This window comes from Streptomyces sp. NPDC057002, assembly GCF_042673825.1.
GTDB lineage: Bacteria > Actinomycetota > Actinomycetes > Streptomycetales > Streptomycetaceae > Streptomyces.
In genome coordinates, this window is the sequence record NZ_JBHURZ010000006.1 from 368,777 (window position 1) to 394,856 (window position 26,080).

At 72.0% G+C, this 26,080-nt stretch carries 24 protein-coding genes; 7 read left to right on the forward strand and 17 right to left on the reverse strand.

All coding sequences use genetic code 11. The features are described from left to right. Positions 1–187 precede the first annotated feature (187 nt). Positions 188–3,043, reverse strand: a complete 2,856-nt coding sequence (locus ACFT32_RS29920) for a D-alanyl-D-alanine carboxypeptidase (protein WP_382495479.1) — start codon at positions 3,041–3,043, stop codon at positions 188–190. A 236-nt stretch (positions 3,044–3,279) separates the two neighbouring features. Here ACFT32_RS29920 and ACFT32_RS29925 point away from each other — a divergent pair, with 236 nt between their 5' ends. The 3 genes from ACFT32_RS29925 (at position 3,280) to ACFT32_RS29935 (ending at position 5,532) form a co-directional block, all read left to right on the forward strand. Then, a complete protein-coding gene (locus ACFT32_RS29925; protein ID WP_382495481.1) occupies positions 3,280–4,035 on the forward strand; it encodes a GPP34 family phosphoprotein in 756 nt (251 codons plus the stop codon). Between the two features lie 250 nt (positions 4,036–4,285). Next, a complete protein-coding gene (locus tag ACFT32_RS29930; protein ID WP_382495483.1) occupies positions 4,286–5,161 on the forward strand; it encodes a helix-turn-helix domain-containing protein in 876 nt (291 codons plus the stop codon). A gap of 179 nt (positions 5,162–5,340) precedes the next feature. Continuing rightward, positions 5,341–5,532 (forward strand): DUF397 domain-containing protein, encoded by a 192-nt coding sequence (locus ACFT32_RS29935; RefSeq protein WP_382495485.1) that lies wholly within the window; start codon positions 5,341–5,343, stop codon positions 5,530–5,532. Positions 5,533–5,634: 102 nt separating this feature from the next. On the opposite strand, the gene ACFT32_RS29940 is transcribed toward ACFT32_RS29935, so the two are convergent. The 3 genes from ACFT32_RS29940 to ACFT32_RS29950 all read right to left on the reverse strand — a co-directional run bounded on the left by ACFT32_RS29940 (position 5,635) and on the right by ACFT32_RS29950 (position 8,082). Beyond that, positions 5,635–6,507: a MerR family transcriptional regulator gene (locus tag ACFT32_RS29940; protein WP_382495487.1), complete on the reverse strand. Its 873-nt coding sequence runs from the start codon at positions 6,505–6,507 to the stop codon at positions 5,635–5,637. Between the two features lie 69 nt (positions 6,508–6,576). Beyond that, positions 6,577–7,080 carry a glutathione peroxidase gene (locus tag ACFT32_RS29945; protein ID WP_382495489.1) on the reverse strand — a complete coding sequence of 168 codons (504 nt, stop codon included), beginning with the start codon at positions 7,078–7,080 and terminating at the stop codon, positions 6,577–6,579. A gap of 9 nt (positions 7,081–7,089) precedes the next feature. After that, the gene (locus ACFT32_RS29950) at positions 7,090–8,082 is read right to left on the reverse strand and encodes an ArsR family transcriptional regulator (protein ID WP_382495491.1); all 993 of its coding nucleotides are present in this window, start codon (positions 8,080–8,082) and stop codon (positions 7,090–7,092) included. 71 nt (positions 8,083–8,153) lie between these two features. Here ACFT32_RS29950 and ACFT32_RS29955 point away from each other — a divergent pair, with 71 nt between their 5' ends. Then, positions 8,154–9,344, forward strand: coding sequence for an MFS transporter (locus ACFT32_RS29955; protein WP_382495493.1), 1,191 nt, complete (start codon positions 8,154–8,156; stop codon positions 9,342–9,344). A 16-nt stretch (positions 9,345–9,360) separates the two neighbouring features. Here the strand turns inward: ACFT32_RS29955 and ACFT32_RS29960 are convergent, their stop codons facing one another. The 10 genes from ACFT32_RS29960 to ACFT32_RS30005 form a co-directional block, all read right to left on the reverse strand. Continuing rightward, positions 9,361–9,834, reverse strand: coding sequence for a MarR family winged helix-turn-helix transcriptional regulator (locus tag ACFT32_RS29960; protein ID WP_382495495.1), 474 nt, complete (start codon positions 9,832–9,834; stop codon positions 9,361–9,363). Positions 9,835–9,889: 55 nt separating this feature from the next. Beyond that, positions 9,890–10,573 carry a nucleotidyl transferase AbiEii/AbiGii toxin family protein gene (locus tag ACFT32_RS29965; protein ID WP_382495497.1) on the reverse strand — a complete coding sequence of 228 codons (684 nt, stop codon included), beginning with the start codon at positions 10,571–10,573 and terminating at the stop codon, positions 9,890–9,892. 131 nt (positions 10,574–10,704) lie between these two features. Beyond that, positions 10,705–11,496: an SAM-dependent methyltransferase gene (locus tag ACFT32_RS29970; protein ID WP_382495499.1), complete on the reverse strand. Its 792-nt coding sequence runs from the start codon at positions 11,494–11,496 to the stop codon at positions 10,705–10,707. Positions 11,497–11,622: 126 nt separating this feature from the next. Then, the gene (locus ACFT32_RS29975) at positions 11,623–12,093 is read right to left on the reverse strand and encodes a hypothetical protein (protein WP_382495501.1); all 471 of its coding nucleotides are present in this window, start codon (positions 12,091–12,093) and stop codon (positions 11,623–11,625) included. 135 nt (positions 12,094–12,228) lie between these two features. After that, positions 12,229–12,897, reverse strand: coding sequence for a polysaccharide deacetylase family protein (locus ACFT32_RS29980; RefSeq protein WP_382495503.1), 669 nt, complete (start codon positions 12,895–12,897; stop codon positions 12,229–12,231). 2 nt (positions 12,898–12,899) lie between these two features. After that, positions 12,900–13,574: a glycoside hydrolase family 11 protein gene (locus tag ACFT32_RS29985; protein ID WP_382495505.1), complete on the reverse strand. Its 675-nt coding sequence runs from the start codon at positions 13,572–13,574 to the stop codon at positions 12,900–12,902. Positions 13,575–13,855: 281 nt separating this feature from the next. Beyond that, a complete protein-coding gene (locus ACFT32_RS29990; RefSeq protein ID WP_382495507.1) occupies positions 13,856–15,202 on the reverse strand; it encodes a DUF4407 domain-containing protein in 1,347 nt (448 codons plus the stop codon). Further along, entirely contained in the window at positions 15,192–16,688 is a 1,497-nt protein-coding gene (locus ACFT32_RS29995) for a hypothetical protein (RefSeq protein WP_382495509.1), read from the reverse strand. Before ACFT32_RS29995 ends, ACFT32_RS29990 begins: the two co-directional genes overlap by 11 nt. A 5-nt stretch (positions 16,689–16,693) precedes the next feature. Beyond that, the gene (locus ACFT32_RS30000; protein ID WP_382495511.1) at positions 16,694–18,814 is read right to left on the reverse strand and encodes a hypothetical protein; all 2,121 of its coding nucleotides are present in this window, start codon (positions 18,812–18,814) and stop codon (positions 16,694–16,696) included. 18 nt (positions 18,815–18,832) lie between these two features. Next, the gene (locus ACFT32_RS30005; RefSeq protein ID WP_382495513.1) at positions 18,833–19,600 is read right to left on the reverse strand and encodes a hypothetical protein; all 768 of its coding nucleotides are present in this window, start codon (positions 19,598–19,600) and stop codon (positions 18,833–18,835) included. A 342-nt stretch (positions 19,601–19,942) separates the two neighbouring features. Here ACFT32_RS30005 and ACFT32_RS30010 point away from each other — a divergent pair, with 342 nt between their 5' ends. Beyond that, positions 19,943–20,467 carry a Pycsar system effector family protein gene (locus tag ACFT32_RS30010; RefSeq protein WP_382495515.1) on the forward strand — a complete coding sequence of 175 codons (525 nt, stop codon included), beginning with the start codon at positions 19,943–19,945 and terminating at the stop codon, positions 20,465–20,467. Positions 20,468–20,529: 62 nt separating this feature from the next. Here the strand turns inward: ACFT32_RS30010 and ACFT32_RS30015 are convergent, their stop codons facing one another. Beyond that, positions 20,530–21,228, reverse strand: coding sequence for a Crp/Fnr family transcriptional regulator (locus tag ACFT32_RS30015; RefSeq protein WP_382495517.1), 699 nt, complete (start codon positions 21,226–21,228; stop codon positions 20,530–20,532). 147 nt (positions 21,229–21,375) lie between these two features. On the opposite strand from ACFT32_RS30015, the gene ACFT32_RS30020 reads away from it, so the two are divergent. Next, complete coding sequence (locus ACFT32_RS30020) at positions 21,376–21,966, forward strand: hypothetical protein (protein ID WP_382495521.1); 591 nt, start codon at positions 21,376–21,378, stop codon at positions 21,964–21,966. Positions 21,967–22,383: 417 nt separating this feature from the next. Then, a complete protein-coding gene (locus ACFT32_RS30025; RefSeq protein WP_382495928.1) occupies positions 22,384–23,535 on the forward strand; it encodes a M20 family metallopeptidase in 1,152 nt (383 codons plus the stop codon). Between the two features lie 17 nt (positions 23,536–23,552). Here ACFT32_RS30025 and ACFT32_RS30030 read toward each other — a convergent pair whose 3' ends face one another. Beyond that, the gene (locus ACFT32_RS30030) at positions 23,553–24,185 is read right to left on the reverse strand and encodes a LysE family translocator (RefSeq protein ID WP_382495522.1); all 633 of its coding nucleotides are present in this window, start codon (positions 24,183–24,185) and stop codon (positions 23,553–23,555) included. A gap of 55 nt (positions 24,186–24,240) precedes the next feature. After that, positions 24,241–25,998: a CocE/NonD family hydrolase gene (locus tag ACFT32_RS30035; protein WP_382495524.1), complete on the reverse strand. Its 1,758-nt coding sequence runs from the start codon at positions 25,996–25,998 to the stop codon at positions 24,241–24,243. Between the last annotated feature and the right edge of the window lie 82 nt (positions 25,999–26,080).

Consider the following 26,080-nt stretch of genomic DNA (forward strand, 5'->3'; position numbering starts at 1 on the left):
CTCCCCGTGTCCCGTCTTCTGTTCTCAGCTTCTGCTTCCCGGCCGCGTACCGTTCACCCTCGGTTCGCGGCCGCGCCGCCGCGGACGGCGACCTGCCCCGATTCGGGACGCTAGCACGCACCCCGCCGGGCGGAGCCCGGACGGGCCGCCACCGGCGGGGTGCCGTGGTGCTGGTGGGCGTCCCGGCTCAGCCGATGCGCGTGAGCTTGTCGGCGAAGCCCGGCTCCACGAGGTCCTCCTGGAGGGCGACGGGAACCTTGACCGCGCTCGTGCTGCCGTCACCGACGGTGAGCGTGCCCACCTTCTGGCCGGCCTTGGCCGTGTGCGGCAGCTCGTCCGCGGCGAACGTCAGCTTGACGGACAGGCCCGCCCAGCCGACGGCCGTGACGTCCTCGGTGACGGCGACCGGAGTACGGCCGCCGAGACCGTCGTCGGCGTACCCGACGATGTCGCCCTTCTTCAGGATCGTCGCCGACTCCAGCGCGCCCTGCGCGGCCCGGATCAGCTTGTCGCCCTCGTGCAGCGCGGCGCCCAGGATCGTGTTGTCCGGACCGCCGGCCGGCTGGCGCACCACGGCTCCGATGACCCGGTGGGTCTCGCCGTCGACGTCCTTCTTCGCGGCGAAGACGAGGTTGCCGAGCGCCGAGGTGGTGGTGCCGGTCTTGATGCCGGTGACGTTGTTGGAGCCGACCAGGCGGTTCCAGTTGTCGTGCTTGGTGCCCTTGTAGTCGACGTACGACATCATCGCCGCGACCTCGCGGAAGGCGGGCTGCTCCATGGCGGCCCGGGCGAGCTTCACCTGGTCCACGGCCGTGGACACGGTCGTGTTGTTCAGGCCCGAGGGGTCGGTGTACGTCGAGTTCTTCATGCCGAGGTCCTTGGCGGCGTCGTTCATCTTCTGCACGAACGCCTTCTCGGACCCCGCGTCCCAGCGGGCGAGCAGTCGCGCCACATTGTTCGCGGACGCGATCAGGATGCTCTCCAGAGCCTCCCGCTGGGTGATCTTGTCGCCCTTCGTGACATCGACGGTGGACTCCTGGCCGGCGTCGGACTGGTCCTCGGCCGCCTGGTCGATCCCGATCTTCGGCCCGTCCTCACCGCTCTTCAGCGGGTGCTCACGCAGGATCACATAGGCGGTCATGACCTTGGCGACACTCGCGATCGGCACGGGCTTCTGCTCGCCGGACGAGCCGAACGTCCCGATGCCCTGCACGTCCAGCGCGGCCTGGCCGTCGGCCGGCCAGGGGATGTCGACCTTGCCGCCCTCGAAGGTGTAGCTGTCCTTCGCGGTGAGCTCGAGCGTGGGCGTCGGCAGCGGGCGCACGCTCTGCACGACCGCGAAGACGATCACGAGCAGCAGCGCCAGCGGCGTCCAGATCTTCACCCGCCGGACGGCCGTCCGCAGCGGGGTGTCCGGGGGCGGCGGGGTGTTCGTCAGCTCGGCCAGCATGTCGAGCGGCGGCCGCGGCGGCAGCGGCTGCTGCGTGGTCCGCTCGGGGCTGACGGTGGGGACGGGGGCGGTGGCTTCGGCGGGGGCCGGGGCGGGTGCGGCCGGCTTCCTTGTCGCCGGGTCGTCCAGCGGCTTGAGCGCGACGAACTTACTGGTCCGCTCGGCGTCCCTCTCGGGAGCGTCCTTGCCCTTGGCCGCGCCCCCGATCTTCAGCATCGTGGTCGGCTGATCGACCGCCGGCCGCGGCGCCTTGAAGACGGCGGTGGGCTGATCGACGCCGGGCTTGGCAGGACTGTCCCCGTCGTCCGACTTCTGATCCTTCTCCTGCCCCTTGCCGGTGCCTTCGCCTTCGGCATCGTCGGGCTCGGCATCGGGGGAGCCGCCCTCGGCACCGCCGTCCGCGTCGCCCTTGGGGGCGGCTTCGGCGTCGTCGGAGGTGCGGGGGTCCTTGGGCGTGGCGGTCTTGTCGCCGGTGTCCGCCGTGTCGTCGGCCTTCGGGGCGGCCTGGGCGTCATCGGCCGCGCGCGGGTCCTTGGGCTTGGTGGCCTCGTCGTCGGTGTCCGCCGTGCTGTCGGCCTTCGTGGTGCTGTCGGCGTCGCTCGCCGTGCCGTCGGTCTTGTCGGTCTTCGGGGCGGTCTCGGCGTCGTCGGAGGCGCGGGGGTCCTCGGGCTCGGCGGTCTCGTCGCCGGTGTCCGCCGCCGTGTCGTCGGCCGTGCGCGGGTCCTTGGGCTTGGTGGCCTCGTCGTCGGTGTCCGCCGTGCTGTCGGCGTCGCTCGCCGTGCCGTCCGCCTCGTCGGGCTTCGTTCCGGCCTCGGGCGCGGCGGTGTCCGGCTCGCTGTCGGTGTCGGACTCGGGGGTGTCCGCGTCCGTGCCGCCGACGGTGGCGGAACGGTCCGCCTCGGGCTCGTCGTCCTCGTCCTGGCTCGCCTCGGCGCCCTCGGACGCCTCCTCTGCGGCTTCCTGGGCCCCAGAGGCGTCCGCAGCCCCGTCAGGGCCCTCGTCCGCGCTCTCGGCGGCCTCCTGGCCGTCCCGGGCGTCCGCGTCGGCCTCAGCGGGCTCGTCCGCGCCCTCGGCCTCCTGGTCGTCCGTCTCGGCCTTCGTGGGCTCGTCGGTGCTCTCGGCGGCCTCCTGGTCGTCCCCGGAGTCCTTGCCGGCGCTCTCGGCGCGCTCGTCCCGATCCTCGGCGGCGACGGGCTCCTTGTCCTCGTCCGCGTCCGCCGACGCGACCCACGCGGCCACCGCGTCCCTCAGCCGCCCGTCACTGCCGGCGCCGCTCTCGGCGTCACCCGCCGCGCCCGCGCCGCCGTCGCCCTGCTCGGCGTCAGGCGTCGCGTCCGTGGGCTTCTTGGGGTCGGGGGACTCGGGCGGGGTGTCCGTCGGCTCGTCCGGGGCGCGTACGGAGAACACGCGGGTCGCCGTATCGACGCCACCGCGTGCGGAGGACTTCTCCGCGTCCCGGGCCACCGCGAGGCGCGGGTCGCGGGCCTCCGCGCCCGCCTCGCTCCTGGCCTCCGGAACCGGACTCGCGCTCCCCGACGTCTCTTGTGCCGACGACTCGCGCTGCTTCGACCTGTCGGGGGACTCGCCCGCCACCGATGCCTCCTCCTCGCGCCGCACTCCCCGCGTACGCGTAACGAACCGTGAACCGCCGCCGTGACACCGCTCCCCGGCGCTGTCCGAACCATGTACCAGTGTCCTGTGTACGGGTCGAACCGAACCGGTAGACGAGAACGACATACCTACTGGTTCCACTACGAACCGGTCACGCACCCTCGACAGACCAATGTGAGAGGGGTCACCCTGTCTTTCATCCACGCGGGGAGGCATGGATGGGCAGGAGCCGCAGAACACTTCCGGAGGAGCTTCTGCTGCTGGCATTGGACCCGACCACGGGTACCACTGCACAGCCGCAGTCGCTCGACCTCGGTCTGGCCGGAGCACAGCTAGTAGAGCTGGCGCTGGCCGGACGGATAGCCCCAGACGGGGATCGTATCGCCGTGGTAGCCCCACGGCCGACTGGAGATCCAACACTGGACTGCGCATTGGAGTTGCTGCGAAGGCGTGGCGCCCCCGTGCGGGCCGTCCACTGGATCGGCGGGCCGCGACTGGGGCTCCGCCAGACCTACCTCTCGCATCTGGAGCGGTGCGGCATGGTGCATGCCGTGGCCGGCCAGATGTGCGGAGTGCTGCCGACGACTCGCTACCAGGCGACGGACACCGAAATCAGCCGGGAGATCAGGGCCAGGCTGGATTCCGCGATCCGCACCGGCGTACCGCCGGACCCGCGGACCGCCGCGCTCGCCGCCCTGGCACACGCGGTCGGCCTCGGCAAGCACCTGTATCCGGGGAACGAGGGACGCTCGTCCCGGTCCCGGCTGCGGGACCTGATCAGGCACGACCCCATGGGCGGTCTCGTCGCGCACGCCGTGATGGACGTCCAGAACGGCGCGGCCGCGCAGCCGCGCCGCAACCCGGCACCGCCCGGCCGCCAGGCCGCCGGCGGAGCCAGGTCCGCAGCGGAACCCGCCCGCGGTGTTCCGATGCAGCCGCACCGCGGAAGCATGGCCCGCGTCCCGGCCCACTGAGCCGCGCCGCACCACCGGCACGCCGCCACACCACAGGCACGCCGCCGCACCCAAGACCCGGTCACGGGAGCCGCTGTCCGAGCGGGGCGGGGAGAGCACACACTCTCCCCGCCCCGCTCGGCGTGCCTGTCCGAACTGGCGTGTACCCGTCGCATATCCACCGTTTCCCAGCGGTAGTAAGCACCTTGGTGGCAGTCTGCTCAACAGCAGATACGCAAAGTAGAGGCACGCAGCCGGAGGTGCACGTCCCGTGGCGTCCAATGTCAATCCCACCGTCAGGCGGCGCCGGCTGGGCCAGGAGCTCCGCAGGCTCCGCGAGCTCAAGGGCATGACGGCCGAAGAGGTCGCCGAGCGGCTGCTGGTGTCACAGTCGAAGATCAGCAGGCTGGAGAACGGCCGGCGCAGCATCAGCCAGCGTGACGTGCGCGATCTGTGCGGGGTCTACGAGGTCGAGGACCAGCGCATCGTCGACTCGCTGATGCAGATGGCCAAGGACTCGCGGCAGCAGGGCTGGTGGCACGCGTTCGGGGACATCCCCTACAGCGTCTACATCGGTCTGGAGACGGACGCCGAGTCGCTCAGAGTCTACGAACCCCAGATCATCACCGGCCTGTTGCAGACGCGCGCGTACGCCGACGCCATCATCCGGGGCGGCTCGCCCGAGGCGTCGGAGGCGGACAACGACAAGCGCGTCGAGGTCCGGCTGCGCCGCCAGGGCCGTATCACCGCCGAGACGGACCCGCTGCGGCTGTGGGTGGTCCTGGACGAGGCGTCCCTGCACCGGATCGTCGGGAGCCGCCCGGTGATGCGCGAGCAGCTGGAGCACCTCGTCGAGATGTCGCAGCTGCCCCACATCACCGTGCAGGTCCTGCCGTTCGAGGTGGGTGCGCACGCCGGCATCAACGGCCAGTACTCGATCCTGGAGTTCGCCGACGCGGCCGACTCGAGCGTGGTGTACATCGAGGGCGTCACCAGCGACCTGTATCTGGAGAAGCCGCTCGACGTGCAGAAGTACACGGTGATGTACGAGCATCTGCGCGCCCAGTCGCTGAACGTGGACCAGTCGCGGCAGCTCATCGAGCGGGTGGCGAAGGAGTACGCGCGGGGCTGGACCGGGGAGAAGTGACCTTCCGTCAGGCAAAGCGCGGGATGCTACACCCCTGACACGCCTGACTGGAAGTCTCCCCTGGAATATGCCATCCGGTCGAGTGAATGACTGCTCCGAACGAGGATGTTGGCGAGTAGCGTCGATCACGCCAACCACCAGCACGGGTTGGCGTAAACGCAACTGGCTACGGAGCGAACATGGCAATTCGTCTGGGCGCCACGGAAACGTGGACGACGTCCTCCTACACCAACAACAACGGCGCGTGTGTGATGGTCAGGTCGACCGTCGAGGCGGCCCTGGAGCTCGGGGACACCAAGATCCCCGAGGGCCCCAAGCTGGCTTTTCCCGCCGACGCGTGGAACGCCTTCGTGACCTCGGTCAAGGCCTGACCGCGCGCTCGACAACCGCACAAGCACCACCGACAGAGCCCTCTCGACCAGCATCGCCGTCCTTGCCGAGAGGGCTCCGCTCGTGCCCGGACCCCAGAGGCCTCAGCTCACCGGGAACGCCACGTCACACACCGGGTCCTGGGCCCCTGCACCGTCCCAGTCCTCCACGAAGTACACCTCGCGGCACGGGCCCGCCTGCTCCAGACCCTCCCGGGCGATCCACTCCTCCACGGCCTCGAAGGCGGCGAGGATCTGCGGATGCGCCACCTGGGCCTTGGTGATCCGGGTGTAGGCAAGACGCCGGGCCGGCTCCACCCGTACCTTCGCCTCCCAGGTACGGCCGTGCTGCTCGGCCCACGCCCGGGCCGCCGCCTCGTCGGCCACGGGCACACAGGACTCGGCGGGGCCGTCGCTCTCCATCGACACCTCGGAGTGATAGACGACGAACGGCGGCGCGGTGACGCCACCGCACTCCCGGGCCGCCGACTCCAGCCGTCCCAGCGAGCCCCCGATCCACGCCGGCAGCTCGCCCGCCAGCACATGCCGTGCCTCGCTGATCACCACCTGCGCCGGCACGTCCACCGTCTCGACCACGAACTTCCCGTACATCTCGGAGCTCCTCCCCGACAGTCGTCCACGGAGGTACTCGGCGAGCGTCCGCTGCCCCGCGACCCGTGCCTCGACGTCCGCCCAGTACGCGTCGAGCAGCGCGGCCGCCGCGGCCCCGTCCGGGGCCTCGACGATCTCCGCGATCCGTGCGAGCGGCATGTCCAGCTGGCGCAGCAGCGCCACCAGACGGGCCCGTTCGACCTGGTCGGCGCGGTAGTAGCGGTAGCCGCTGACCTCGTCGACGTGCGCCGGGGCCAGCAGTGCGAGGCGGTCGTACAGCCGCAGGGCCTTGGCCGACAGCCTGGCCCGCGCGGCGAACGCGCCGATGGTGAGCAGTTCGTCGTCCACGGCCTCATCCTCCGTCACCGGGCGGACGGTTCCGCCCGGTGACCAGGACGCTCGGCTCTGCCCCAGGGGCAAGGTCAAGGGGCCGCGTCAGCCGATCGCCGACTCCACCGCGGCCACGACCTCGGCCGACTCCGGCTCGGTCTGCGGCGAGAAGCGGGCGACCACCTGGCCGTCCCGGCCGATGAGGAACTTCTCGAAGTTCCAGCGGATGTCGCCGCTGTGCCCCTCGGCGTCGGCGAAGCCGGTCAGGCGGTCGTACAGCGGGTGCCGGTTGTCGCCGTTGACCTCGGCCTTCTCGGTCAGCGGGAAGGTCACGCCGTACGTCGCCGAGCAGAACTCGGCGATCTCCTCGGCGCTGCCGGGCTCCTGCCCGAGGAACTGGTTGCAGGGCACGCCGAGGACGGTGAAGCCGCGCTCCGCGTACTGCTCCTGGAGCTTCTCGAGCCCCGTGTACTGCGGGGTCAGGCCGCACTTGGAGGCGACGTTCACCACGAGCACGGCCTTGCCCGCGTACTGGGACAGGTCGGCGGAACCGCCCTGCAGTGCACCGATCTCGACGTCGAGGGGAGAGGAACCGTTGGAAGTCGTCATGCCCGGAGCCTAGCTCCGGCGGGCGCCGGCCCGGTTCCCGGCCTCCACCGCGTCCACCAGGACCTGCCCCGCCGCCGTCCGCGAATACAGCACCGCCCTGCCCGCCCGCCGCCGCTCCACCAGGCCGGCGTCCAGCAGCACCCGCAGATGCCGCCCCACCGAGCCGAGCCCCTGCCCGGTCACGGCGACCAGCTGGCTGGTGCTCAAGGGGGAGCCGAGCCGGACCAGCACACCGGCGCGGGCGGTACCGAGCAGCGCGCCGAGGCTCGCGGGCACGGGTGTGCCACCGGGGTCGGCGAGCGCGCCCGCGCACGCGTAGACCACCGCGTACCGGTCGGGCTCCTCCCAGGACACCCAGCCGGTCTTGGGCGTGACCGGCACGAACAGCAGCTCGGCGCCCGAGATCTCGCGGGGCGGGTACTCGTGCAGATTCACCTGGAGCCGGTTGTCGCCCAGCCACCGGGTCCGGCCCGGTCGCAGCGTGTCCAGCGCCGCCGCCCAGCCGCCCCGGCTCACCTGCGCGGTCCGGGCGACCACGTCCGCCTCCAGCACCCGCCGGCGCCGGTCCCAGTCCGGTCGTACGGTCTCGGTCCAGACGTACGACAGCAGGCCGGCCGCCCGCTCGGGGAGGTCGTCCCGGTCCAGGTCTGCCGGGAGCGGGCCGGCGAGGGAGATCCGCAGGTTGGCTCGGGACTCGCCGGGACGGGCCGCCCGCACCCGTGCCACCCCTTCCTCGAAGGTCTCCCCGCTCCTCGGGGTGGGCGTGAGGAAGTCGGCGATCCAGGACCGGCCCAGTCCGGCGCGGACGAGCAGCGCGGTCACGGGGTCGGCGGCCAGGCGGGCCCGGTAGCCGGGCAGATGGTCGCGCAGCCAGGCCTGTTCGCCGGGGTGCGCGGGTGTGCCCCGGTGCAGCAACTGGAGGCAGGCGAAGGTCTCGGCGAGCGGGGAGAGCACGAACCGGCTCCCGGCCAGGGTGTCGGCGTTGATCTGCCACCAGCCCACCGCGCACCCCCGATGTTTCGCCCCTGCGCGAAACAATAACCGCGCCGTTCGGGCCGTCGGAGACTCCGCGCATGCGCAGCTACCGCGATCTCTTCCGCACCTCCGAGTTCACCCCGTTCTTCCTGGCCGCGTCCGCCCAGACGGTGGCCCAGACGATGGGCGGCCTGGCCCTGGGCACCCTGGTGTACCGGGCGACCGAGTCGCCGCTGCTGTCCGCGGTGAGCATGTTCGGCTCGTCGCTGGTGCAGGTGCTGGGCGCGACGTTCCTGCTCTCGGCGGCCGACCGCCTGCCCCCGCGCGCGGCCCTGACGGCCCTGCCCCTGCTCTTCGCGGCGGCCACGGCCGCCCTGGCCCTGCCCGGACTGCCGGTCTGGGCGCTCTTCGTGATCGTCCTGGCCAAGGGGCTGGCGGAGTCGGTGGGCGGGGGAGTGCGCTGGGGCCTGCTGAACGAGATCCTCTCCAAGGACGGCTATCTGCTCGGCCGCTCGGTCTTCAACATGATGAGCGGCCTGATGCAGATCGCCGGCTACGCGACCGGTGGCGCCCTGGTCGCGCTGCTGTCCCCACGGGTGTCCCTGCTGACGGCCGCTGCCCTCTACCTCATGGCGTCCGCGGTCGTCCGGCTGGGCCTGACCCGCCGCCCGCCCCGTACGACGGGCCGCCCCTCGGTCGCGGCGACCTGGCGCGCCAACGCCCTGCTGTGGTCGTCCGCGCCCCGCCGCCAGGTCTATCTGGCCCTCTGGATCCCCAACGGCCTGATCGTCGGCTGCGAATCCCTCTACGTCTCCTACGCCCCCGAGTCCGCGGGCACCCTGTTCGCCTGTGCCGCGCTGGGCATGCTGGCCGGGGACGTGCTGGTGGGCCGCCTGGTCCCCGCGCGGCTGCGCCCCCGCCTCGGTTTCCCGCTCCTGCTGCTCCTGGCCGTCCCGTACGTGCCCTTCCTCCTGCACCCTCGGCTCCCGCTCGCGGCCGCCGCGGTCACGCTGGCCTCCGTCGGCTTCGGCGCGAGCCTCGTGCAGCAGGAGCGCCTGGTGGCCCTGACCCCCGACGCTCTGACGGGCCACGCCCTGGGCCTGCACTCGGCGGGCATGCTCACGATGCAGGGCGTGGCCGCCGCGCTCGCGGGCTCGGTGGCCCAACTGACCTCTCCGGCGGTGGCGATGACGGCGATGGCCACGGTGTCGACGGCGGTGACGCTGTCCCTGATGGCGGCGGGCAGGCGCGAGGAACGGGCGGTCGCACCCCTGGCACGGCAGGCATGACCCCGGGGGATCTCGGCTACTCGACGCCGAGGTTCCTCTCCGCCTCCACGAACACCTCGGGAACCTCGTTGTCGACGACGACCCGCGACAGCAGCACGGCCAGCCGCTCCCGCTCGACGCCGTTGAGCCCGGCCGGCAGGGCTTCCATCCGGCGTACGGTCTCGGCGTAGAACCTCCCGGCGAGCGAGGCCCCTTCCTCCGTCAGCCCCACCCGCACGGCCCGGCCGTCCCGGGGGTCGGCCTCCCGCCGTACCAGCCCCCGCCGCACAGTCCGGTCCACCAGCCCGGTCAGGCTCGACTTCGCCAGCCCGAGCGTGTCCCCGAGCTCCCCCATCCCGTACGGCTGCGGCATCAGCACGCACAGCAGCTGTCCCTGCTGGGGCGTCAGCCCGTACGCCCGGCTGGCCTCCGCGTAGACACCGTCCACCAGGAACGCCGCCCGCACCAGCGCGGCGACGACACCCACCTGCCCGCCTGCCCCGTTCCCCATCGGGTCAGGGTACCGAGCGGTCGAACAGCCCTCCGCCCGTTCGGTGGCGTACCGGTCACTCCTCGTCCGGGGCCTCTCCTTCGATGAGCCGTTCCGCGATGTCGTCGGCCCACTCCTGCGCCCAGCGGCGCAGTCCGGCGACGGCGGAGACCTCGAGACCATGGACGGTGAACGCCCGGTCGTCGATCCAGTCCGTGCCGGTCAGCCGGGCCTGGAGATCGGTGAGGTCGAAGGGGTCGGGTGCGTGGCGGCGCCCGAGTTCCTCGAGCTCGGGGTGGCTCCAGCGGGCCGCGGCGGCGTGTACGTCGACCAGGTCGCGGGCGAGTCCGCGGTCGGCCAGGTCCCGCACCCGGGTGCCGACGAGGTCGTCGAGGGCGAGCGCGGGCCCGAGCTCCGTGAGCACCGGCGGGCGCCACAGCACCTCTTTGTGGACGCCGACGTCGTACTCCTGCTCGGTCGCCGCGTCCGTGACGAGGAACTGGGCCGACAGCGGCTCGGTCTCCCGGGTCTGCACGAGCCAGCCGCGCGCCACGAGCCCGGCCCGGACGGCATCGGCGATGGCCTCCATCCCGGCGGGGTCCTCGGTGGCCACGTCCACATCCGGCCCGGCCCGCTCCACCAGCCCGTGCGCGAGCATCGCGTACCCGCCCGAGAGGACGAGTGAGTATGCCTCACCGACCGCGAGAAGATCCCCGACCAGACGGCTGCGCGGCTCGGGGGCGGGGGGAGGGGTGATCATTCCCTGATTATCGTCCGGGGTCTGTGGGTGGCTGAGGTGAAAGACCTCGTATGGGCGAACGCCCTCTGTCTTCAGGGGCGCGGGGAACTGCGCGACCAGCCCTCACGGCGCGCCACTGGACCACGCACCGGCTACACCTTGCGCCCAACGCCGCAGTACGCATCCACAGCCGTGTCGGGATCGGACCGCTCGGGCCGCCACTCCGAAACCCGCACCACCCCCGGCCTCACCAGCTCCAGCCCGTCGAAGAACCCGGCGATCTCGGCAACAGGACGGACGTAATACGGCACCGCCCCACTCGAGTTGTACGCCTCCGACGCCGCGATCATGCCCTCACTCGTGGCCGTACTGTCACTGATCACCAGATGGCTGCCGGAAGGCAACCCCGCCATCAGCCGCCGCACCAGCTCCCGCGCCCGCTCGTACTCGGCGACATGCCCCAGTGTGTTGAGGATCATCAGCCCGACCGGCCGTGACAGATCGAGCGTGCCCGCCGCGGCCTCCAGGACGGCCTCGGGGTCGTACAGATCGGCGTCCAGATACGCGGTCCTGCCCTCGGGCGTGCTGGTGAGCAGCGCGTTGGCGTGGGCCAGCACGATGGGGTCGTTGTCGACGTACACGATCCGGGCGTCCGGTGCGACGCGCTGGGCGACCTCGTGCGTGTTGTCGGCGGTCGGCAACCCGGTGCCTATGTCCAGGAACTGCCGGATGCCCTGCTCCTCGGCCAGATGCCGGACGGCCCGCCCCAGGAAGCGGCGGCTCGTGACCGCCACGTCGACCAGGCCCGGAAAGATCGACTTGATCTGGTCGCCGATCTCGCGGTCGACCTCGTAGTTGTCCTTGCCGCCGACGAAGTAGTTCCAGAAGCGCGCCGAGTGCGGCTTGGAGGTGTCGATACGGGCACGCAGGCTGTCGTCGAGCACGGCAGGGCCTCCTGGGGGTGGGGAAGGGGGACCGGTTCACCAACCTAGGCGAACCTCCTGGCCGGACAGTGAAGTTGTCCGCCCCCGCCGTTCACCACCGTGGCGTTTCGGCCACCCGCCCGGCCGTCACACGCCGCGCGGTGAGAACCCGCCCAGACGCCCGGCCCCGCCGCCCCCGTGGCCCCGGGTCGCCAGCCACACGCCCCGTCCCACGGCCCACAGCAGCAGCCCGGCCGCGACCGGCGTACCGAAGATGATCAGCATCCCGGCTCCGATGTTGGCGCCGATCACGCCCGCGGTCAGGATCCGCCAGCCCACACCGGCCAGCAGCCCGACGACCATGAGCGGCCCGAGCACCCCCCACCAGCGCCGGTCCAGCGCCCCACTCCGCGCCGCCCGCACGAGCACCGCGGCACCGGCCCCCGCCAGCACCAGGGCGAGACCGCCGACGACCGCCGCGACACCGTCCCCGATGTCCCACGGCTGGTAGGCGTAGTCGAGCTCACTCGCCGGCAGCCCGTCGTAGTTCTGCTGCCCCATCAGCCCCCAAGCGGCAACAGGCACCCCGAGAGCGAGCGCGACCCCTGCGGAAAGCATTCCCCGATTCTTCATACGGCCATGGTCGCGAGGGCGGGGCGGGCCCGTCATGAGCACGCGTACTCAAGTACGTGCGCCTACCGCCAGGGTGGCGCGATGGCCCGGACCCGCCATCGCGCCGTTCCTGAAGGCTCCTCAGCCGGGCGCCACCGCGCGCCCCGTCTGCGGGGAGATCATCCCCGCGCACAGGCCCCGGGCCGCCAGGTTCTGGGCGATGCGGGGGACGGCCGCGAGGGTGTTGGCGGACCAGTCGTGCATGAGGATGATCTGGCCGTTGGTGAGGCGCCCCGCGGCCTGGACGATCGCGTCGGTGCTCGCGCCGTTCCAGTCCTGTGAGTCGACGTGCCAGATGATCTCGGTGAGGCCGTGCCGGGCCGCGACGGACTTCACCGTCGCGTTGGTCTCGCCGTACGGCGGGCGGAACAGCTTCGGGGTGCCGCCTCCCGCGCCCGCGACGGCCTGCTGGGTGCGGGAGATCTCCGAGTCGATCTGCGCCTGGCCGAGCCGGGTCAGATGCGGGTGGGTGTAGCTGTGATTGCCGACCCACATGCCGGCGGCGACCTGGGCCCGGACCAGGGACGGGTTGGCGGCCGCGTACTGGCCCTGGTTGAACATGGTGGCCCGCAGCCCGTTCCGCCGGAGCGCGTCGATCAGTCTCGTCGTGTTGCCGGAGGGGCCGTCGTCGAAGGTGAGGCCGACGTATCCGTTGCACGCGGCGGCCTGCGCCGGGCCGGTGGTGACGGTGAACGCGGCTGCTGCCGTCAGGAGGGCGGTGAGCAGCGCGACCCGCGCTGTGGCGGCCATCGTCAGCGCACCGTGATGCTGGAGCTGCCGCTGCTCTGATAGCCCTCGGTCGCCATGATCATGTAGTACTTGAAGTTGCCCAGGGGCATCCCGGCCCGGGCCCAGGCGTCGAAGTGGTTGCCCGCGGTGATCGTGCCGCCCGTCCGCTTCGACTGCCGCACGCTCCAGTACTGGTCGAAGGTCTTCGTGCCCTCGACGGACGGGGCGTTGTAGCGCGTGGTCTTGTAGATGTCGTACGTGCCGCCGTCGCTGGTGACGGTGCCCTTGTACGTTCCCGTGGGCCGGTACGTGCCCCAGTTGTCGACGATGTAGTACTCGATGAGCGGGTTCGCCGTCCAGCCGTAGAGGGTCAGGTAGGAGTTGCCGGACGGGTTGAAGGTGCCGGAGTAGGTCACGCTGCGGCGGGCGCCGGTGGCCCAGCCCTTGCCGGCGACGAAGTTCCCGGTGTTCCGCCATGAGGTGCTGTAACTGCCGCCGGCGGACAGGTTCATGGAGACCGTGCCCTGGCTGTCGGTCCAGAACGAGTAGTAGTAGCCGTTGTGGGTGCCGGTCTGGTTCCTGTTGACGACCGTGTCGGCGTGGGCGGTGCCCGGCAGGGCCAGGACGGCGAGTGCGACCAGCAGCATCGTGCAGATACTGCTGATGAGCAGCCGTAAGCGGCTGATTGCGTTGCTCATGGGTGTGCTTCCTCCATCGTCCTCGTGGGGGGTGGACGGGGGTGCTCTGTCACCCGGGAGTGTTGGCTTGGCCCTGTCAACTGTCAATAGTTTCGGTGGTTGTTGCGAAAGATTCGTCGGCCGGTTCGGCGGGGCCGGGGGGTATTTCCGCTGGTTGGTGGCCAGTTGGGGCTGGGATGCGTCAGGTGTGGTGAGGGGTTGGGTGGCATCCCAGCCGGATTGGCGGATTCCGCTACTCGAATCTTTCGAACCGTTTCCGGATCAAGCAGGCCTCACGCCCCTCACACCCCGCGCGCCCGCATGATCCGCCCCATCCTCGCCTCCAGCTCCGCCCGTTCCTGGGCCGCCCGCTCGGCCTGGGCCCGCTGGTGCTCCTGTTCCAGGCGGCGCATGCGGTCGTTCGTGTCCCACTCGACCCGGTGGCGCTGGACCTCGTGTTCCATGCGGGCGCAGGTGTGCTGGACCTGGAGTTCCTCGGCGTACAGCTTGCGGCTCGCCCGGTGGCGGGCGCCGAGGAGGGTGTCGTAGGTCGTGGCGCCGCTGAGGACCTTGGCCAGGACGGGCATGGCGTCCAGGCAGAGCAGAAGCAGATGCAGCACGATCGTCAGGAAGAGGGCGAAGCCGTCCGACTCGGCGACCTGCTTGAGGCCGGCCGCCCGGGTGAGGATGCCGTCGGTGTCCAGATCGGCGGCCCGCTGCCGGGTCTTGTCGTCGACGGCCTTCTGGAGCAGCGGCTGGTAGCCGTCGGCGGCCCCGTCCTTCCGGGCGGCGAGCTTCTGGCCCTGGGCGACCAGGCCCTCCAGCTGCTTCTCGTACGTCTTGACCTTGCTGTTCTTCTCGTACTCCGAGGTCGCCTTCCGGGCCCGCTCGCAGGTGATGGTGACGTCCCGGACGCCGCCCCGCCAGATCCAGTACTTCGGGCCGCACAGGCGCTGTTCGGTGGACTGCTTGGCGCTGAGGGTCTTGTTGATGGCGGCGACCTGGGTGCTCAGGGTCTTTACACGGTCGCCGTTGCTCTTGATCTGGCGGGCCAGCTCGGCGGGGGAGCCCGCCACCTTCAGCTGGTAGCGGGCGCACTCGCTGCGGCCGGTGGTGGCGGCGCCGTCGGTGGGGTTGCAGGAGACGAGCATGCCCCGGTAGTCGGCGACCTTCTGCTCGTTGCCGACGGCTATCGACTGGCGGATCTCCTTGTCGAAGATCTGGAAGAGGATCGGCTCGGCGATGAACAGGCCGAGCAGCACCGAGAGGAAGAAGCGCACCAGCAGCGTCCACTTGCGGACCGTCGTGCCGTGGGTGCTGGAGACCAGCCAGCTGTCCAGGGCGAGGATCACCCAGAACCAGACGACTGCGACGCCGATGACCGCCGCCAGGGGCAGGTCGGAGCGGAAGCTGGAGAGCGCCAGGACCATGGAGACCGCGCCCAGCATGGCCGTGTTGACGACGAGCACGCCGTACCAGGTGTAGCGGGCGCGATCCTCCGGCACCCAGTCCAGCAGCGGTTCGTCGATGCCGATCAGCCGGCGCAGCCGGGGTGTCCATCCGGAGGCGGGCGGCGCCGGGCGCGACTGGCTCCGGTGCTCGTCGAAGGCCGCGCTGTCGGCCGGGCGGAGCGGGGTGTCAGTTGCCAAGGCGCCCCTCCTGGTTCGCGGGGTCGAAGTCGTCGGCGTCATCGCCGTCGGCCGGAGCGGGCGTGGCCTCTGCGGTCCGCCCGGGCGCCTGGCGCAGCTCGCCCTTCGCCCCGCCCTTCAGCTCCCCGCGTGCCGGGTCCTGGGCGGGCGGGACGTCGCCGACGCTGTTGATGAAGGCACCCGCGTCGTACATGGTGCTGTCGAACAGGCCCCGGTCGATGGCCTGTTTGCCCAGCGTGGCCCGGACATTGAGCTGCTGCTTCGCCAACTCGTGCTGTTCCCGCTGGAGTTCCTTGGCGTCCTGGCGCTTCTCGTCGCGCTGCCGCCGCCGGTCGTCGTGCTCCAGGTCCCAGCGCCGGGCGGCCTCCTGACGCTGGGCCGCGGTCTGATCCCGCGCTTCGCTGCGGGTCAGCTCCCGGCGCCGGTCCTCGCGTTCGACCCGCCAGCGCAGATCGTCCCGGTCCAGGCCGCGGCGCGTCATCTCGTGATCGCGGTCGAGCCGGAGCCGGTCGTCCTTGCGCGAGTCCCAGCGCTCCTCGGCCGCGTGCAGCCGCTTGGACAGCTCGTCGGCGCTGATGTCGCCGTTGCGCCAGGCGAGATAGTCGGCGGCGACCGGGTCGGAGCCGATCAGCTTGATGTCGTCCTCGATCTCGGCCCGGGTGAAACGGTTGCGCCGGCGCTCGATCTCCAGCTCGTAGTCCTGCTGCTCGGCACCGGCGCCACGCTCGTAGCCCGTGCGCAGCGTCTCCTCCTCCTGCCGGTTGCGCTCCTTGCGCATCGCCTGGAGATTGCGGATCTCCTCGTGCTTCAGCTCCAGTTCGGCCTCGCGCAGGGCCCGGTCCAGGGCCGCCTGCTGCTCCATCTCCTCCTGGTGGCGCAGGCGCGTGCGGTCCCGGCGGGCCCGCTCCATCTCCTCGACGTGCGCCGACATCTCCTCGGGCGTCAGGACCTCGATCGCCCCGTGCCGGGCCCGGATCCCCGACACCAGGGACGGCCGCATCTCGTGGTAAGCGGTCAGCCGGGCGTCGATCCGGGCGCGTACGGCGGCCGTGTCGACGACCGGCAGGTCGCTGCCGTCCTCGGTGAGCCCCGGCACCTCGCGCAGATGGGCGAGCAGCAGCGTCTCCACATCGGTGACGCCGTCGCGCACGACCGCGCTCGGGTCGGTGACCGTGCAGTAGAAGCAGGTCCGTACGGTGAAGTCGCCCGCCTCGGCCGACGGGATCCGCGTCTCCACGACGACGGGCACCTCGATCCGCCGGTCCACGACCGTGACCGAACTGGCCCCGGTCACCACCGGGTCGTCGGCGCGCAGCTGCCCGTGGTCCTCGACGTACTCCTCGCCGACCCGGAACACCCGCACCTGGTGGGCGGCGACCCTGGGCAACTCGTCGTCGCCGCGCGTCACCCGCTTGCGCCAGATGCCGCCGCGCCTGTCCGGCCGCCCGTACTCCCGCTGCTCGACGAGCGGGTATTTCTCAGCCATGGCTGTCAGCCCTCCGTGCTCAGTACGGCGGTAAGGAAGATCTCGACGAGGGCGACGGCCGCCTCGTCGGCGCGGACGGCGATCCGCCGCAGGGCCGTGGCCAGCGGCGGACCGTCGTCCGGGGGCAGGACCTCGCCCAGGGCCCTGCCGAACCGTTCGGCCACCCGCTCGGGACGTTCCGACACGGCCGGCAGCTCGCGCAGGGTGGCGTTCAGGGCCGCCAGGGCCCGCCCCCGGCGCGGCAGGTTGTCCAGTACGCCCGCCCACAGCTCGCCGATGGTGGCGGTCTGCCGTTCGTCCCGCTCCATCAGCGACGCGCACACCAGCCGCCCGGTCCGCGCGTCACGGGCCCGCAGGACCGTCAGCGTGGCACCGAGGATGTTCTCCTTGGGGTGCCCGGTCAGCGTCTCGCGCTGGGCCCGCAGCCGGTACGCGAGCGGCCGGAAAACCGCGCCCGTGTCCTGCCCGCACTCCGCGAGCACCGCGACCAGACCGGCCAGCGCGATCGCCGCGTCCACGGACCGGACGCCGCTGCGGACCATCCGGAGCAGGTTGGTCACCGCGTCCGTGGGGAAGCGCACTCCGAGCGCCCCGCTGAACGCCGCCGCCGCGGTCGAGCGCAGCACCGGGTCGTAGGAGCGGGCCCAGCCGCGGGCCACGCCCAGCGCGGTGGCGGCGAGGCTCTCGTCCAGGCACATGCACTGCAGCACCAGCACGGCCGTCGACTGCCCGGCGGGACCGGCCGCGCCGCCCGCCCAGGGGTGCAGATAGTTGTCGGCGACCTCGTCGAAGGCGGGCCGCGTGAGCAGCGCGAGCCCCTGCGCGACGGACAGCTGGAGCCCGAGCCCCGGCTGGGCGGCGACGAGTTCGGTGAGCCAGTCCCGTACGCCGTTCCAGTACGGCGTGGAGCGCTTGGTCCACAGCTCCTCCAGCGCCCACTGCCGGTACTGGGGGTGGGGGAAGACCAGCGCGGTGCGGGTGAGCGCGCCGTTCTTCCGCTGCTCCGCGGCGACCAGGTCGTTGCGGGACAGCGACAGCCGGCGGTCGACGGCACGCCGGGCCGCCTCAGCCTGCTCCTCCTCGGTCACGGGCTCCGGGAACGCCGGGGCGACCCAGCCCTCCAGCCGCTCCTGGCAGGTCTCGAAGTCGCGGTAGCCGGCGCCGTTGACGAAGGCCAGCGTGGTGACCTCGGCCCACTCCTGCGGCGTACGGTCCTGGTCGAACCACTCGCGCACGGGCTGTGCCGCGCTGCTTCCGTAGTCCTGCCAGACCTCGTCCGGCGCCGCGCCGCCCGCGATCCGCTCGGCGGCCACCGCGACCTCCGCGATCCGGCACCCGCCGGGCATCAGCGACACGGCCCGCGCCACGGCGTCCCGCGCACACCCGGCCCGCACGAGCCGCACGCGCAGTACGGCGGTGAGGTCCGGGAGCTGCCAGGGCACGTGCCGTACGGACTCGACGACACCGCTCTCGACCGGGCGCACGGTGGTGACGACCAGGTGGGCGTCGTGCTCGCGGACGGTGTCGCGCACCCGCCGCCAGTCGAAGTCCGCCGTCTGGGAGCTGTCCTCGCTCATCCGGTCGAGCAGGACGTAGCCGACGCCCTTCTCGAAGGCGACCTTCCCGCTCGCCAGGTCGTCCAGGCTGCGGCCGGGGGAGAGCACGACGTACTCCGACCCCTCCGCGAGGGCGTCGACGAGCGCCACGGCCCCGGACCGCTTGCCCGTCCCCGGAGGCGCGACCAGGACCACGACCCCGTCCTGTTCGAGGGCGAGCACGGCCTCCTCGAAGCAGGCGGGCTTGACGTAGGGCGCGAGGATAGCGTCCGCCTCGCCCGCGTCGAGACGGCCCACGGCGCGGCGCCGGGCGTTGTCGGAGACGGCGGTGCCGATGCCGAACTGGGCGCCGGAGGCGTCGAGTTCTCCGTAGAAGTACTGGTTGACGTTGTTGTGATGGACCTGCTCCGAAGAGGGGGCAGGGGCCGCTGGGGCCGTCTCCTCGGGCGCGTCCTGCCGGGTCTGGTTCTGGGGTTCGGTGTGGTTCTGCGGCTGCGGTTCGTCCGCGTGGTGCGCCTCCGGTGTGTCCTGGGCGCGCTGCTCGCTGTGTTCCTCGTGTTCCTCGTTCATCCTCGGCCGTCACTCAGGTCACTTGGAGATCCCGAAGACGGCACCCTGGGCATGGACGGTTCCGGTGATGACCTGAACTACCGTGTCGCCAGGAGCAGTTGGGGCGCTCAAGGGGCGCGCGCCGACCGCTGTCGCGCCCCCCGTGTTCACTGCGCCCCCTGCGCTGCCCCCCGCGCCGGGTTGTTCGGTCTCCCCGAGGTCCAGGGCCGTCACGTCGTACCCCGGGACCCGGATCCACGCCCGCCCCGCGTACTCCTTCTCCGCGATGGGCACCTCGCGGAACTCCTGCGGCTGGATCGTCGTGTACGCCTCGCCGATCACGTCGTTGAAGACCGTCGCGGAGACCGCGAGCGCCAGCTGAGCGGCCGGTGCCGCGGCGAGCGCCGCCTTCAGCACGCGGCTGTCCAGCATCCGGCCGATCTCGACCGGGGCGCGGCCCTCGAAGCCGTTGGCCGCGGGCGAGGCGGTCCCGAAGTGCACGGCTGCCCGCAGCCGCAGCCGGGCCTCGTCGCGCCGGTTGCGGTTGAAGGTGCGCAGACCGGCCTCCAGATGGCGCATGAACGGATCCACGAGATCCGGCTCCGACGCTCCCTTCGGCAGGACCGCGAAGACCGAGTCCCCGCCGACCTGCGTCACCCACTGCTCCCAGTCGAGCCCGGCCTCGCAGGCCGCCTCCTCGAGCAGCCGCCGGATCGCCTCCTGCCACTCGCGCTGCGTCACCACGTCGACGCCGCCGTATCCCTTCGCGTCGACCGCCAGCAGCAGTCTGCGACCGAACGTTCCCATGCCTGAACTCCCCGCTCACTGAAGTGGAGCCGCACCCCGGGATCGGATCCGGACGGGGGCGCACTCCGGCAGACACCGGCGTCCGCTCCCCTCGCGCGGACGCCGGTAGGCCAGTCCTACACGCGCCGTCCGCCGCGAACCCCGTCGAAATACGGGATGCGGAAAGGTGCGGAAACATACAGCGGTGGCCGCACGTTACGGACGGGTTCGGAATGTTGGCGCGGACGGTGGCCGATCGACGTCCGTAATCCCTTGGGAATCCCGCAGAAATCCCAGGTTGCCTGGCCGGTTCCGGGGCGTACTGGAGGCAAGGAACAGCCCACCGGCCCCAGAAGGAGCAGCATGCCGTCGTCCACCGGTGCCCGCCCCGACAGCCGTCCCGCGCAGTTCATGTTCACCGCCCTGCAGACCACCCACCAGCACGCCGACACCAAGGCCGGGATCCTCGCAGCGGCCCAGGCCGCCCTCGTCGGCACGGCCGGCTACTGGTCCCCGCAGGCCCTGCGCTCCGCAGCCGCGGGCGGCCCGGCGGGCATACTCGCCGCCACCCTGCTCGCCCTGTTCCTCTGCGCGATGTTCGGCGGCGCGGGCTTCCTGGCCGCCACCCTGCGCCCCCGGGTGCTGCGCCCCGCCGGCGCCAACCGCTACAGCTTCGTCCACCTCGCCTCGGGCCCCGACATCCTGCCCGCCGGCGACTCGGCCGAGGGCGACCCGGAGCGGGAGCGCGAGGAGTTGTCCCAGACGATCCGGTTCCTGTCCCGGGTGGCGGTGCGCAAGTACCGGTGCGTGACGGCGGCGGTGGGGTGTACGGCGGTGATGGGGGTGTGCGCGGGGCTGCTGGTCGTGCTGCGGCCGGTGCTGAACTGACGTGCGCGGCCCGGTGGTACGACTTGGGAGTGGGTCCGGTCGGTCTTCGGCGCGGAGTCCGGTCAGTCTTCGGGAGTGAGATCCCCGATCTCCCTGAGCCGTTCCAGGTCGCGGATGACGGTGGACCCGTACCCCGTCTCCAGCAGCCCGTCCCGGCGCAGCTCGCGCAGCCCCTTGTGGACGGTGGTCTCGGCGGCCCCGGTGAGCGCGGCCAGCTCGGGCTGGGTGAGCCGACAGCCGAGCACCATGCCGCCCTCGCCAGGACGACCGTAGGAGGTGGCGAGTTCCACCAGGAGCCGGGCCAGCCGTACCTTCGCCGGGTAACCCTTGAAGTCGAGACGCCTGCGGTTGGCCCAGCGCAGCCGTTGGGCGATGATCCCGGTCAGCGCCAGATGCACCTCCGGACGGCGTAACAACAGGGCGTGCAGCGGGGCGGGTTGCACCAGTCGGGCCGTGAGCGGTCCGCACGCGGTCACGGTGGCCGAGCGCGGGGCACCGTCGAACGCGGCCATCTCACCGACACTGTCCCCGCCGACCCGGACCGCGAGCAGCGACTCCTCGCCGTTCTCCACCCGTGCCGTCACCTTGGCGAAGCCGGACAGCAGCACCAGCACATGCCGGTCCCGGGCGCCCTCGCTCAGCAGCACCTTCCCGGCCTCGAACCGCGCCGGCACGCCCAGCTCGAGCAACTCACCGCGCGCTTCCGGCGGTACGGCCCCCAGCAGACTGCGCGCGGGCCACTCCGCGGAGCTGTACGGCATGGCAGGCTCCCCCGGCCGGTCGGTCACTCGACCTGAATCCTGCCCGCTGTCGTTGCCGGTAGGTGGCGTACTCGAGGGTATTCCCGATGCGGATCGAGTTGAGCCGAAGCCGTCGAGAAGAAGCGACGGCCGACGTATTCTCCGCGAATGACGTCCACGCCCACGTCCCCGGCCTCGTCCGCCACGGACGCCGAGTGTCTCGCGCTCACCCGTGCCCTGCGGCGCCGCGGCACCGTCGTGCTCTCCGTGTTCGCCCTGGTGTGGGCCGTCGCGGCGGCTTCCGGGACCGGTTCGGCGACGGATATCGCCCCGCTGGGCATCGAGGTGGCGGCCGTGCTGGTCACGGCGGTGGCGCTCTACCTGGCATACCGCAAGGACGCCGCGCCCTCGCCCCGGACCGTGAACCTGCCGGCGAACTGGGCGCGCGGCGTCGGCATCGTCAACACCATCGAGCTGGTGGCCGTCTTCGCCGTCATCGCCGCGTCCAACGCCTCGGGCCGTCCGGAGGTCATCCCGGCCGGCATCGCCCTCGTCGTGGGCCTGCACTTCTTCCCGCTGGCCCGCCTGTACGACCAGTGGCAGTACCGGTGGACGGCGACGCTGCTGACCGCCGTCGCGATCGTCGGTTTCGTCCTTGTCGCGGCCGGCCTCACGAGCGAGACGGTGCGGATCGCGGTCGGCCTGGGCAGCGCGGTGGTGCTGTGGGCCTCGGCGTACCACCTGGCCGTACGAGGCTGAGCTCGACGGGCGGCTCAAGCGGCTCCGGCCGCCGCTCAGGTCAAGCGCGAGTGCGGCCAGTCGAAGGGCTCATCGGTGGGCAGCCGCACGGTCATCGTCTCGCCGAGCCGGCAGGTCCGGTTGTCCCGGCCGTCGGCGTGGGGAGGGGTGGTCGTGCTGGGGTGTTCCCCACCCGCAAGCGGTGGCTCGCCGGATGGGCGACGGCATGCGCTTGCGGTGATCGTGTACGGACGGGTCTCCCGCTCGCCGGGCGACCAGTCCGTACACGACCACGCAGGGGGAACGGGAACAGTGAAGCGACCTACGGAGAACGCACTCGCACGACGCACGCTGCTGGCCGGCATGGCCGCGGCGGCCGGCGCGGGAACGGTATGGGGTACCGCGGGCACGGCCGCCGCCGGTGGGCGGAGAGGACCGTTGGGGCAAGGACCGGTGGACGCCGAGGTGGCGCGCCTGGAGGACGGATTGATCCGGCTCCGGCGGGACATCCACACGCATCCCGAGCTGCCGGGGGAGGAGCGTCGTACCGCCGGTGTGGTCGCCCGGGAGCTGCGAGCGGCCGGGCTGGCCGTCACCACCGGAGTGGGCGGGCACGGCGTGGTCGGCGTCCTGCGCGGCGCGCGTCCCGGCCGGACGGTCGCCTACCGGGCGGACATGGACGCGGTACCGCCCAAGGACATCGTCGGGGGCGGCCGGGCCGCGGCCCACCTCTGCGGGCACGACATCCATACGACGGTGGCCCTCGGCGTCGCGAAGGTCCTGGCGCGGCTGCGGCGGCATCTGAGCGGCACGGTGGTGTTCCTCTTCCAGCCCGCCGAGGAGAGCCTCTCCGGAGCCCGCGCCATGATCGAGGCCGGCGTGCTGGAGCGCCCTCGCGTCGAGGAGATCCATGCGCTGCACTGCGGGCCCTTCCCCGTAGGCCGGTTCGCGGTGACCCCGGGCTACGGGATGCCGGGCCAGGACAGGGCGGAGCTGACCCTCCAGGGCCCGGACGCACCGGACGCCGCGCGGCGACTGGCCGCCGAGATCGGCGCGCTCGCCACGGTGACGCCCCCGCAGACACCCGCGGACATCGAGCGGATGATCACCGACGCCCAGACCCCCGACGGTCCGCTGGCCCGCTTCGTGGCCCTACGGGCCTCGGCGCAGGAGGCCAAGGTGAGCGTGTCCTACCGCTGTTGGCCGGAGGAGCGGTACACGGAGGTACGCGAGAACATCCGCCGGCTGGCCGAGCCCTACCCGGGGGCCGAAGTCCGTTTCCCCGCCGAGCCGTTCCCCGCCCTGCTCTGCCCGGAGCCGGACGCCCGCGCCCTGGCCCACCACCTGCGCCGCCGACTGGGCCGCGACCCGGTCACCACACTCCATGCCGCGTTCCCGCCCTTCAGCGGTGAGGACTACGCCCTCTACCTGGACCGCGTCCCCGGCACCTACACCTTCCTCGGCGTCCGCGCCCCGGGCACCCCCATCACCGCTTGCTACCCCCACTTCCCCGACTTCGCCCCGGACGAGCGGGCCATCGGCATCGGGGTACGGGCGATGGCGGGGTGGCTGGCGGAGCGGACCCGTTGAGATCCGCGACCCGAGTGTCAGGGCCGCGTCCCCGCGACCTTGACGCCGAAGCCGATCAGGACGACTCCGGTCATCCGGTCCATGGCCCGGCGCACGGCGGGCCGTTCGAAGAAGACACGGGCCTTGGACAGCAGCGCCACATAGCCACTGAGCCAGACGACGGTGAGCCCCGCGTGCAACAGCACCAGAAGCGCCATACCGGCGTGGGGAGACAGCCCGGTGGGCGCGAGCGTCGGCAGCAGGCCGGTGTAGAAGACGGCGATCTTGGGGTTGAAGACGTTGCTGACCAACCCCGTCCGCCAGGGATTCCCAGCCGGTGCCGGTGCCGGTGCCGGTGCTGCTCCCCCTTGTCCACCCGCCCGCTTCTTCCGGCTGCCGAGCAGCGACTGAACCCCGAGGACGACGAGATACGCGGCCCCGACCAGCTTGACGACGGTGAAGGCGGTGGCGGAGGCCGCCAGGACGGCCGCCAGCCCGACCACCGTGAGCACGCCCCAGACGAGCAGTCCGGCCGTGATACCCCCGACCGTCCGCAGACCGTCCCGCCAGCCGCAGGCCACCGCCCGCTTCGTCACGACCGCCATGTCCGGCCCGGGAACCATCGTCAGAACGGCAAGCACGCCGACCGCCGCGAGCAGCTGAACGAACATGTCCCCCATCCTCGCACTCACATGCGAGCGGCCGATCCGGGTGCCGCCCCGGCGTTCACACGGTCCCGGACCCCTCGGGAAGCACCAGCGCGGAGCCGTCGTGCAGCGTGATGCGTATCGCCGTGAAGTCCACGGCGTCCACCCCGGACTTGCCGGTCCCCGGATTGCGGGCGTACCGCGGATGCGCACCCCCGCTGATCTGCCAGCGGATCCGGTGCCCGGCCGGGAAACGGTAGGCGGTGGAACTCATCGCAACGGTGACCTCCGAGGGCTCTTCCCCCACCGTCGCCACCTGGGCCAGCCCGTCGCAGACGTTGGTGGAGCGGCCCTGCGCGTCCACGTCGCACAGGCGGCTGAAGACATCGGCGTACCCGGTGTCCGTGGAGACGCTCAGCCGAGCGGAGACGGGACCGACGACGTCCACGGCCTCGGCCAGCGGCGGGCTGGTGAACGTCAAGACGTCCTCCCGCCCCTCCAGAGCGCTGTTGTCACGGGCACCGGCCGTCCGGGACAGCAGGGGACCGCCGATGGACGGCGTGGGGTCGGCCGGGTCGTAGCGGAGGGACGCGAGGGGCGCGGACCCCGCGCCGTCGGTGGGAGCCGTCGGAGCCCGCTGGTCGAGACGCCCGTCCGCAGCGGGAACCCATGAGGTGGCGCCGGGGGAGGAGAAGGAGGAGGTGACAGGGGAGGGGGAAGCGGCGACCGGGGAGGCGAGGGACGGCCAGTCGTCGAGGTCCCGCCACACGCCCTCGCCGCCGACGTGCACGCGCACCCGCGTGGGACGCAGCCCGGAGGGATCACCGCACAGGTGCGCACGCAGCCACGCGAGACTCTCGGCGAAAACCTCGGGCCAGCCCTGCTGCATGGCCGAGGTATGGGTCCAGGGACCGACCAGCAGGGCGGTGTCGCATCCGGCCTCACGCAGCCTGGCGTACTGCTCGAAGGTCTGGTCGGCCAGGGCGTCGTGCCACCCGGTGACCAGACTTGTGGGGACGCCCAGCCCCTCGGCCGCCCGCGCCAGGGACGCGCCGTCCCAGTACGGGGCGTCGGCGTCCGGGTGCGTCATCACGTCGTCGAGCCACGGCACCTCCCCGAGAGCGGAGGCGTGCGCCCCGCGCAGCGGCCGCGCCATGACGATGTCGCGCATACGGCGCTGCAGCCGCAGCGTCGCCTTGGCGACGGGCATGACCCCCTGGTGCTGGTACGTCATGCCGAGCCCCACGAGCAGGGCGTTCTCCAGCCGCAGGGCACCGTCCGCGTAGAACAGGGCGTACGGGTCGTGCAGCCCGACCTGCACCACCATCGCCTTCAGCTCCGGCGGCGGGTCCAGGGCGAGGGCCCACTGCACGTACCCCAGGTAGCTGGGGCCGATGGTCCCCAGCGTCCCGTTGAACCAGGGCTGTTCGCGCAGCCAGGCCACGGTGGCCCGGCCGTCGGCGGCCTCGTTGCGCCACAGATCGAACGCACCGCCCGAGCCGCCGGTGCCGCGGCAGCTCTGCAGGATCACATGGAAGCCCTGCTCGGCGAAGAGCATGCCGTACTGCGGTGACCAGGGCAGCCCCCTGCCGTACGGCGAGCGCACCAGCAGGGTGGGGAAATCGGCGCCCGTGTCCGCACGGGGGAAGTAGTGGTCCGTGACCAGCGGACTGCCATCTGCGGCCGGCACCTCCAGCCCAGGCTCCCACCCGACGTCGTACCGCTTCTCCGGCAGCCCGCGCCAGATCGCCCTCATCATCCGCGAGGACAGCGGCGGCTTCCGGGCGGACGGCGTCCAGGCCGATTTCGCCGCGGGGTCGTGGGTGCGTGAAGCCATGATCGGTCCCCTCGTCGACTTTCCGTACACTGTACGAGAATAGAGGATGCTTGGATGACGACGACAGTGGCCCTCGGTGAGC

Excerpts from the sequence above, each read along its gene's own strand:
- ACFT32_RS30020 (WP_382495521.1), top strand. The coding sequence starts at position 21,376 with ATGACGTCCACGCCCACGTCCCCGGCCTCGTCCGCCACGGACGCCGAG.
- ACFT32_RS30010 (WP_382495515.1), top strand. The coding sequence starts at position 19,943 with ATGCCGTCGTCCACCGGTGCCCGCCCCGACAGCCGTCCCGCGCAGTTC.
- ACFT32_RS29980 (WP_382495503.1), bottom strand. The coding sequence starts at position 12,897 with ATGGCCGCCACAGCGCGGGTCGCGCTGCTCACCGCCCTCCTGACGGCA.
- ACFT32_RS29955 (WP_382495493.1), top strand. The coding sequence starts at position 8,154 with ATGCGCAGCTACCGCGATCTCTTCCGCACCTCCGAGTTCACCCCGTTC.
- ACFT32_RS29965 (WP_382495497.1), bottom strand. The coding sequence starts at position 10,573 with ATGATCACCCCTCCCCCCGCCCCCGAGCCGCGCAGCCGTCTGGTCGGG.
- ACFT32_RS30035 (WP_382495524.1), bottom strand. The coding sequence starts at position 25,998 with ATGGCTTCACGCACCCACGACCCCGCGGCGAAATCGGCCTGGACGCCG.
- ACFT32_RS29975 (WP_382495501.1), bottom strand. The coding sequence starts at position 12,093 with ATGCTTTCCGCAGGGGTCGCGCTCGCTCTCGGGGTGCCTGTTGCCGCT.
- ACFT32_RS29945 (WP_382495489.1), bottom strand. The coding sequence starts at position 7,080 with ATGACGACTTCCAACGGTTCCTCTCCCCTCGACGTCGAGATCGGTGCA.
- ACFT32_RS29960 (WP_382495495.1), bottom strand. The coding sequence starts at position 9,834 with ATGGGGAACGGGGCAGGCGGGCAGGTGGGTGTCGTCGCCGCGCTGGTG.
- ACFT32_RS29995 (WP_382495509.1), bottom strand. The coding sequence starts at position 16,688 with ATGGCTGAGAAATACCCGCTCGTCGAGCAGCGGGAGTACGGGCGGCCG.
- ACFT32_RS30030 (WP_382495522.1), bottom strand. The coding sequence starts at position 24,185 with ATGTTCGTTCAGCTGCTCGCGGCGGTCGGCGTGCTTGCCGTTCTGACG.
- ACFT32_RS30015 (WP_382495517.1), bottom strand. The coding sequence starts at position 21,228 with ATGCCGTACAGCTCCGCGGAGTGGCCCGCGCGCAGTCTGCTGGGGGCC.
- ACFT32_RS29925 (WP_382495481.1), top strand. The coding sequence starts at position 3,280 with ATGGGCAGGAGCCGCAGAACACTTCCGGAGGAGCTTCTGCTGCTGGCA.
- ACFT32_RS30000 (WP_382495511.1), bottom strand. The coding sequence starts at position 18,814 with ATGAACGAGGAACACGAGGAACACAGCGAGCAGCGCGCCCAGGACACA.
- ACFT32_RS29985 (WP_382495505.1), bottom strand. The coding sequence starts at position 13,574 with ATGAGCAACGCAATCAGCCGCTTACGGCTGCTCATCAGCAGTATCTGC.
- ACFT32_RS29935 (WP_382495485.1), top strand. The coding sequence starts at position 5,341 with ATGGCAATTCGTCTGGGCGCCACGGAAACGTGGACGACGTCCTCCTAC.
- ACFT32_RS30005 (WP_382495513.1), bottom strand. The coding sequence starts at position 19,600 with ATGGGAACGTTCGGTCGCAGACTGCTGCTGGCGGTCGACGCGAAGGGA.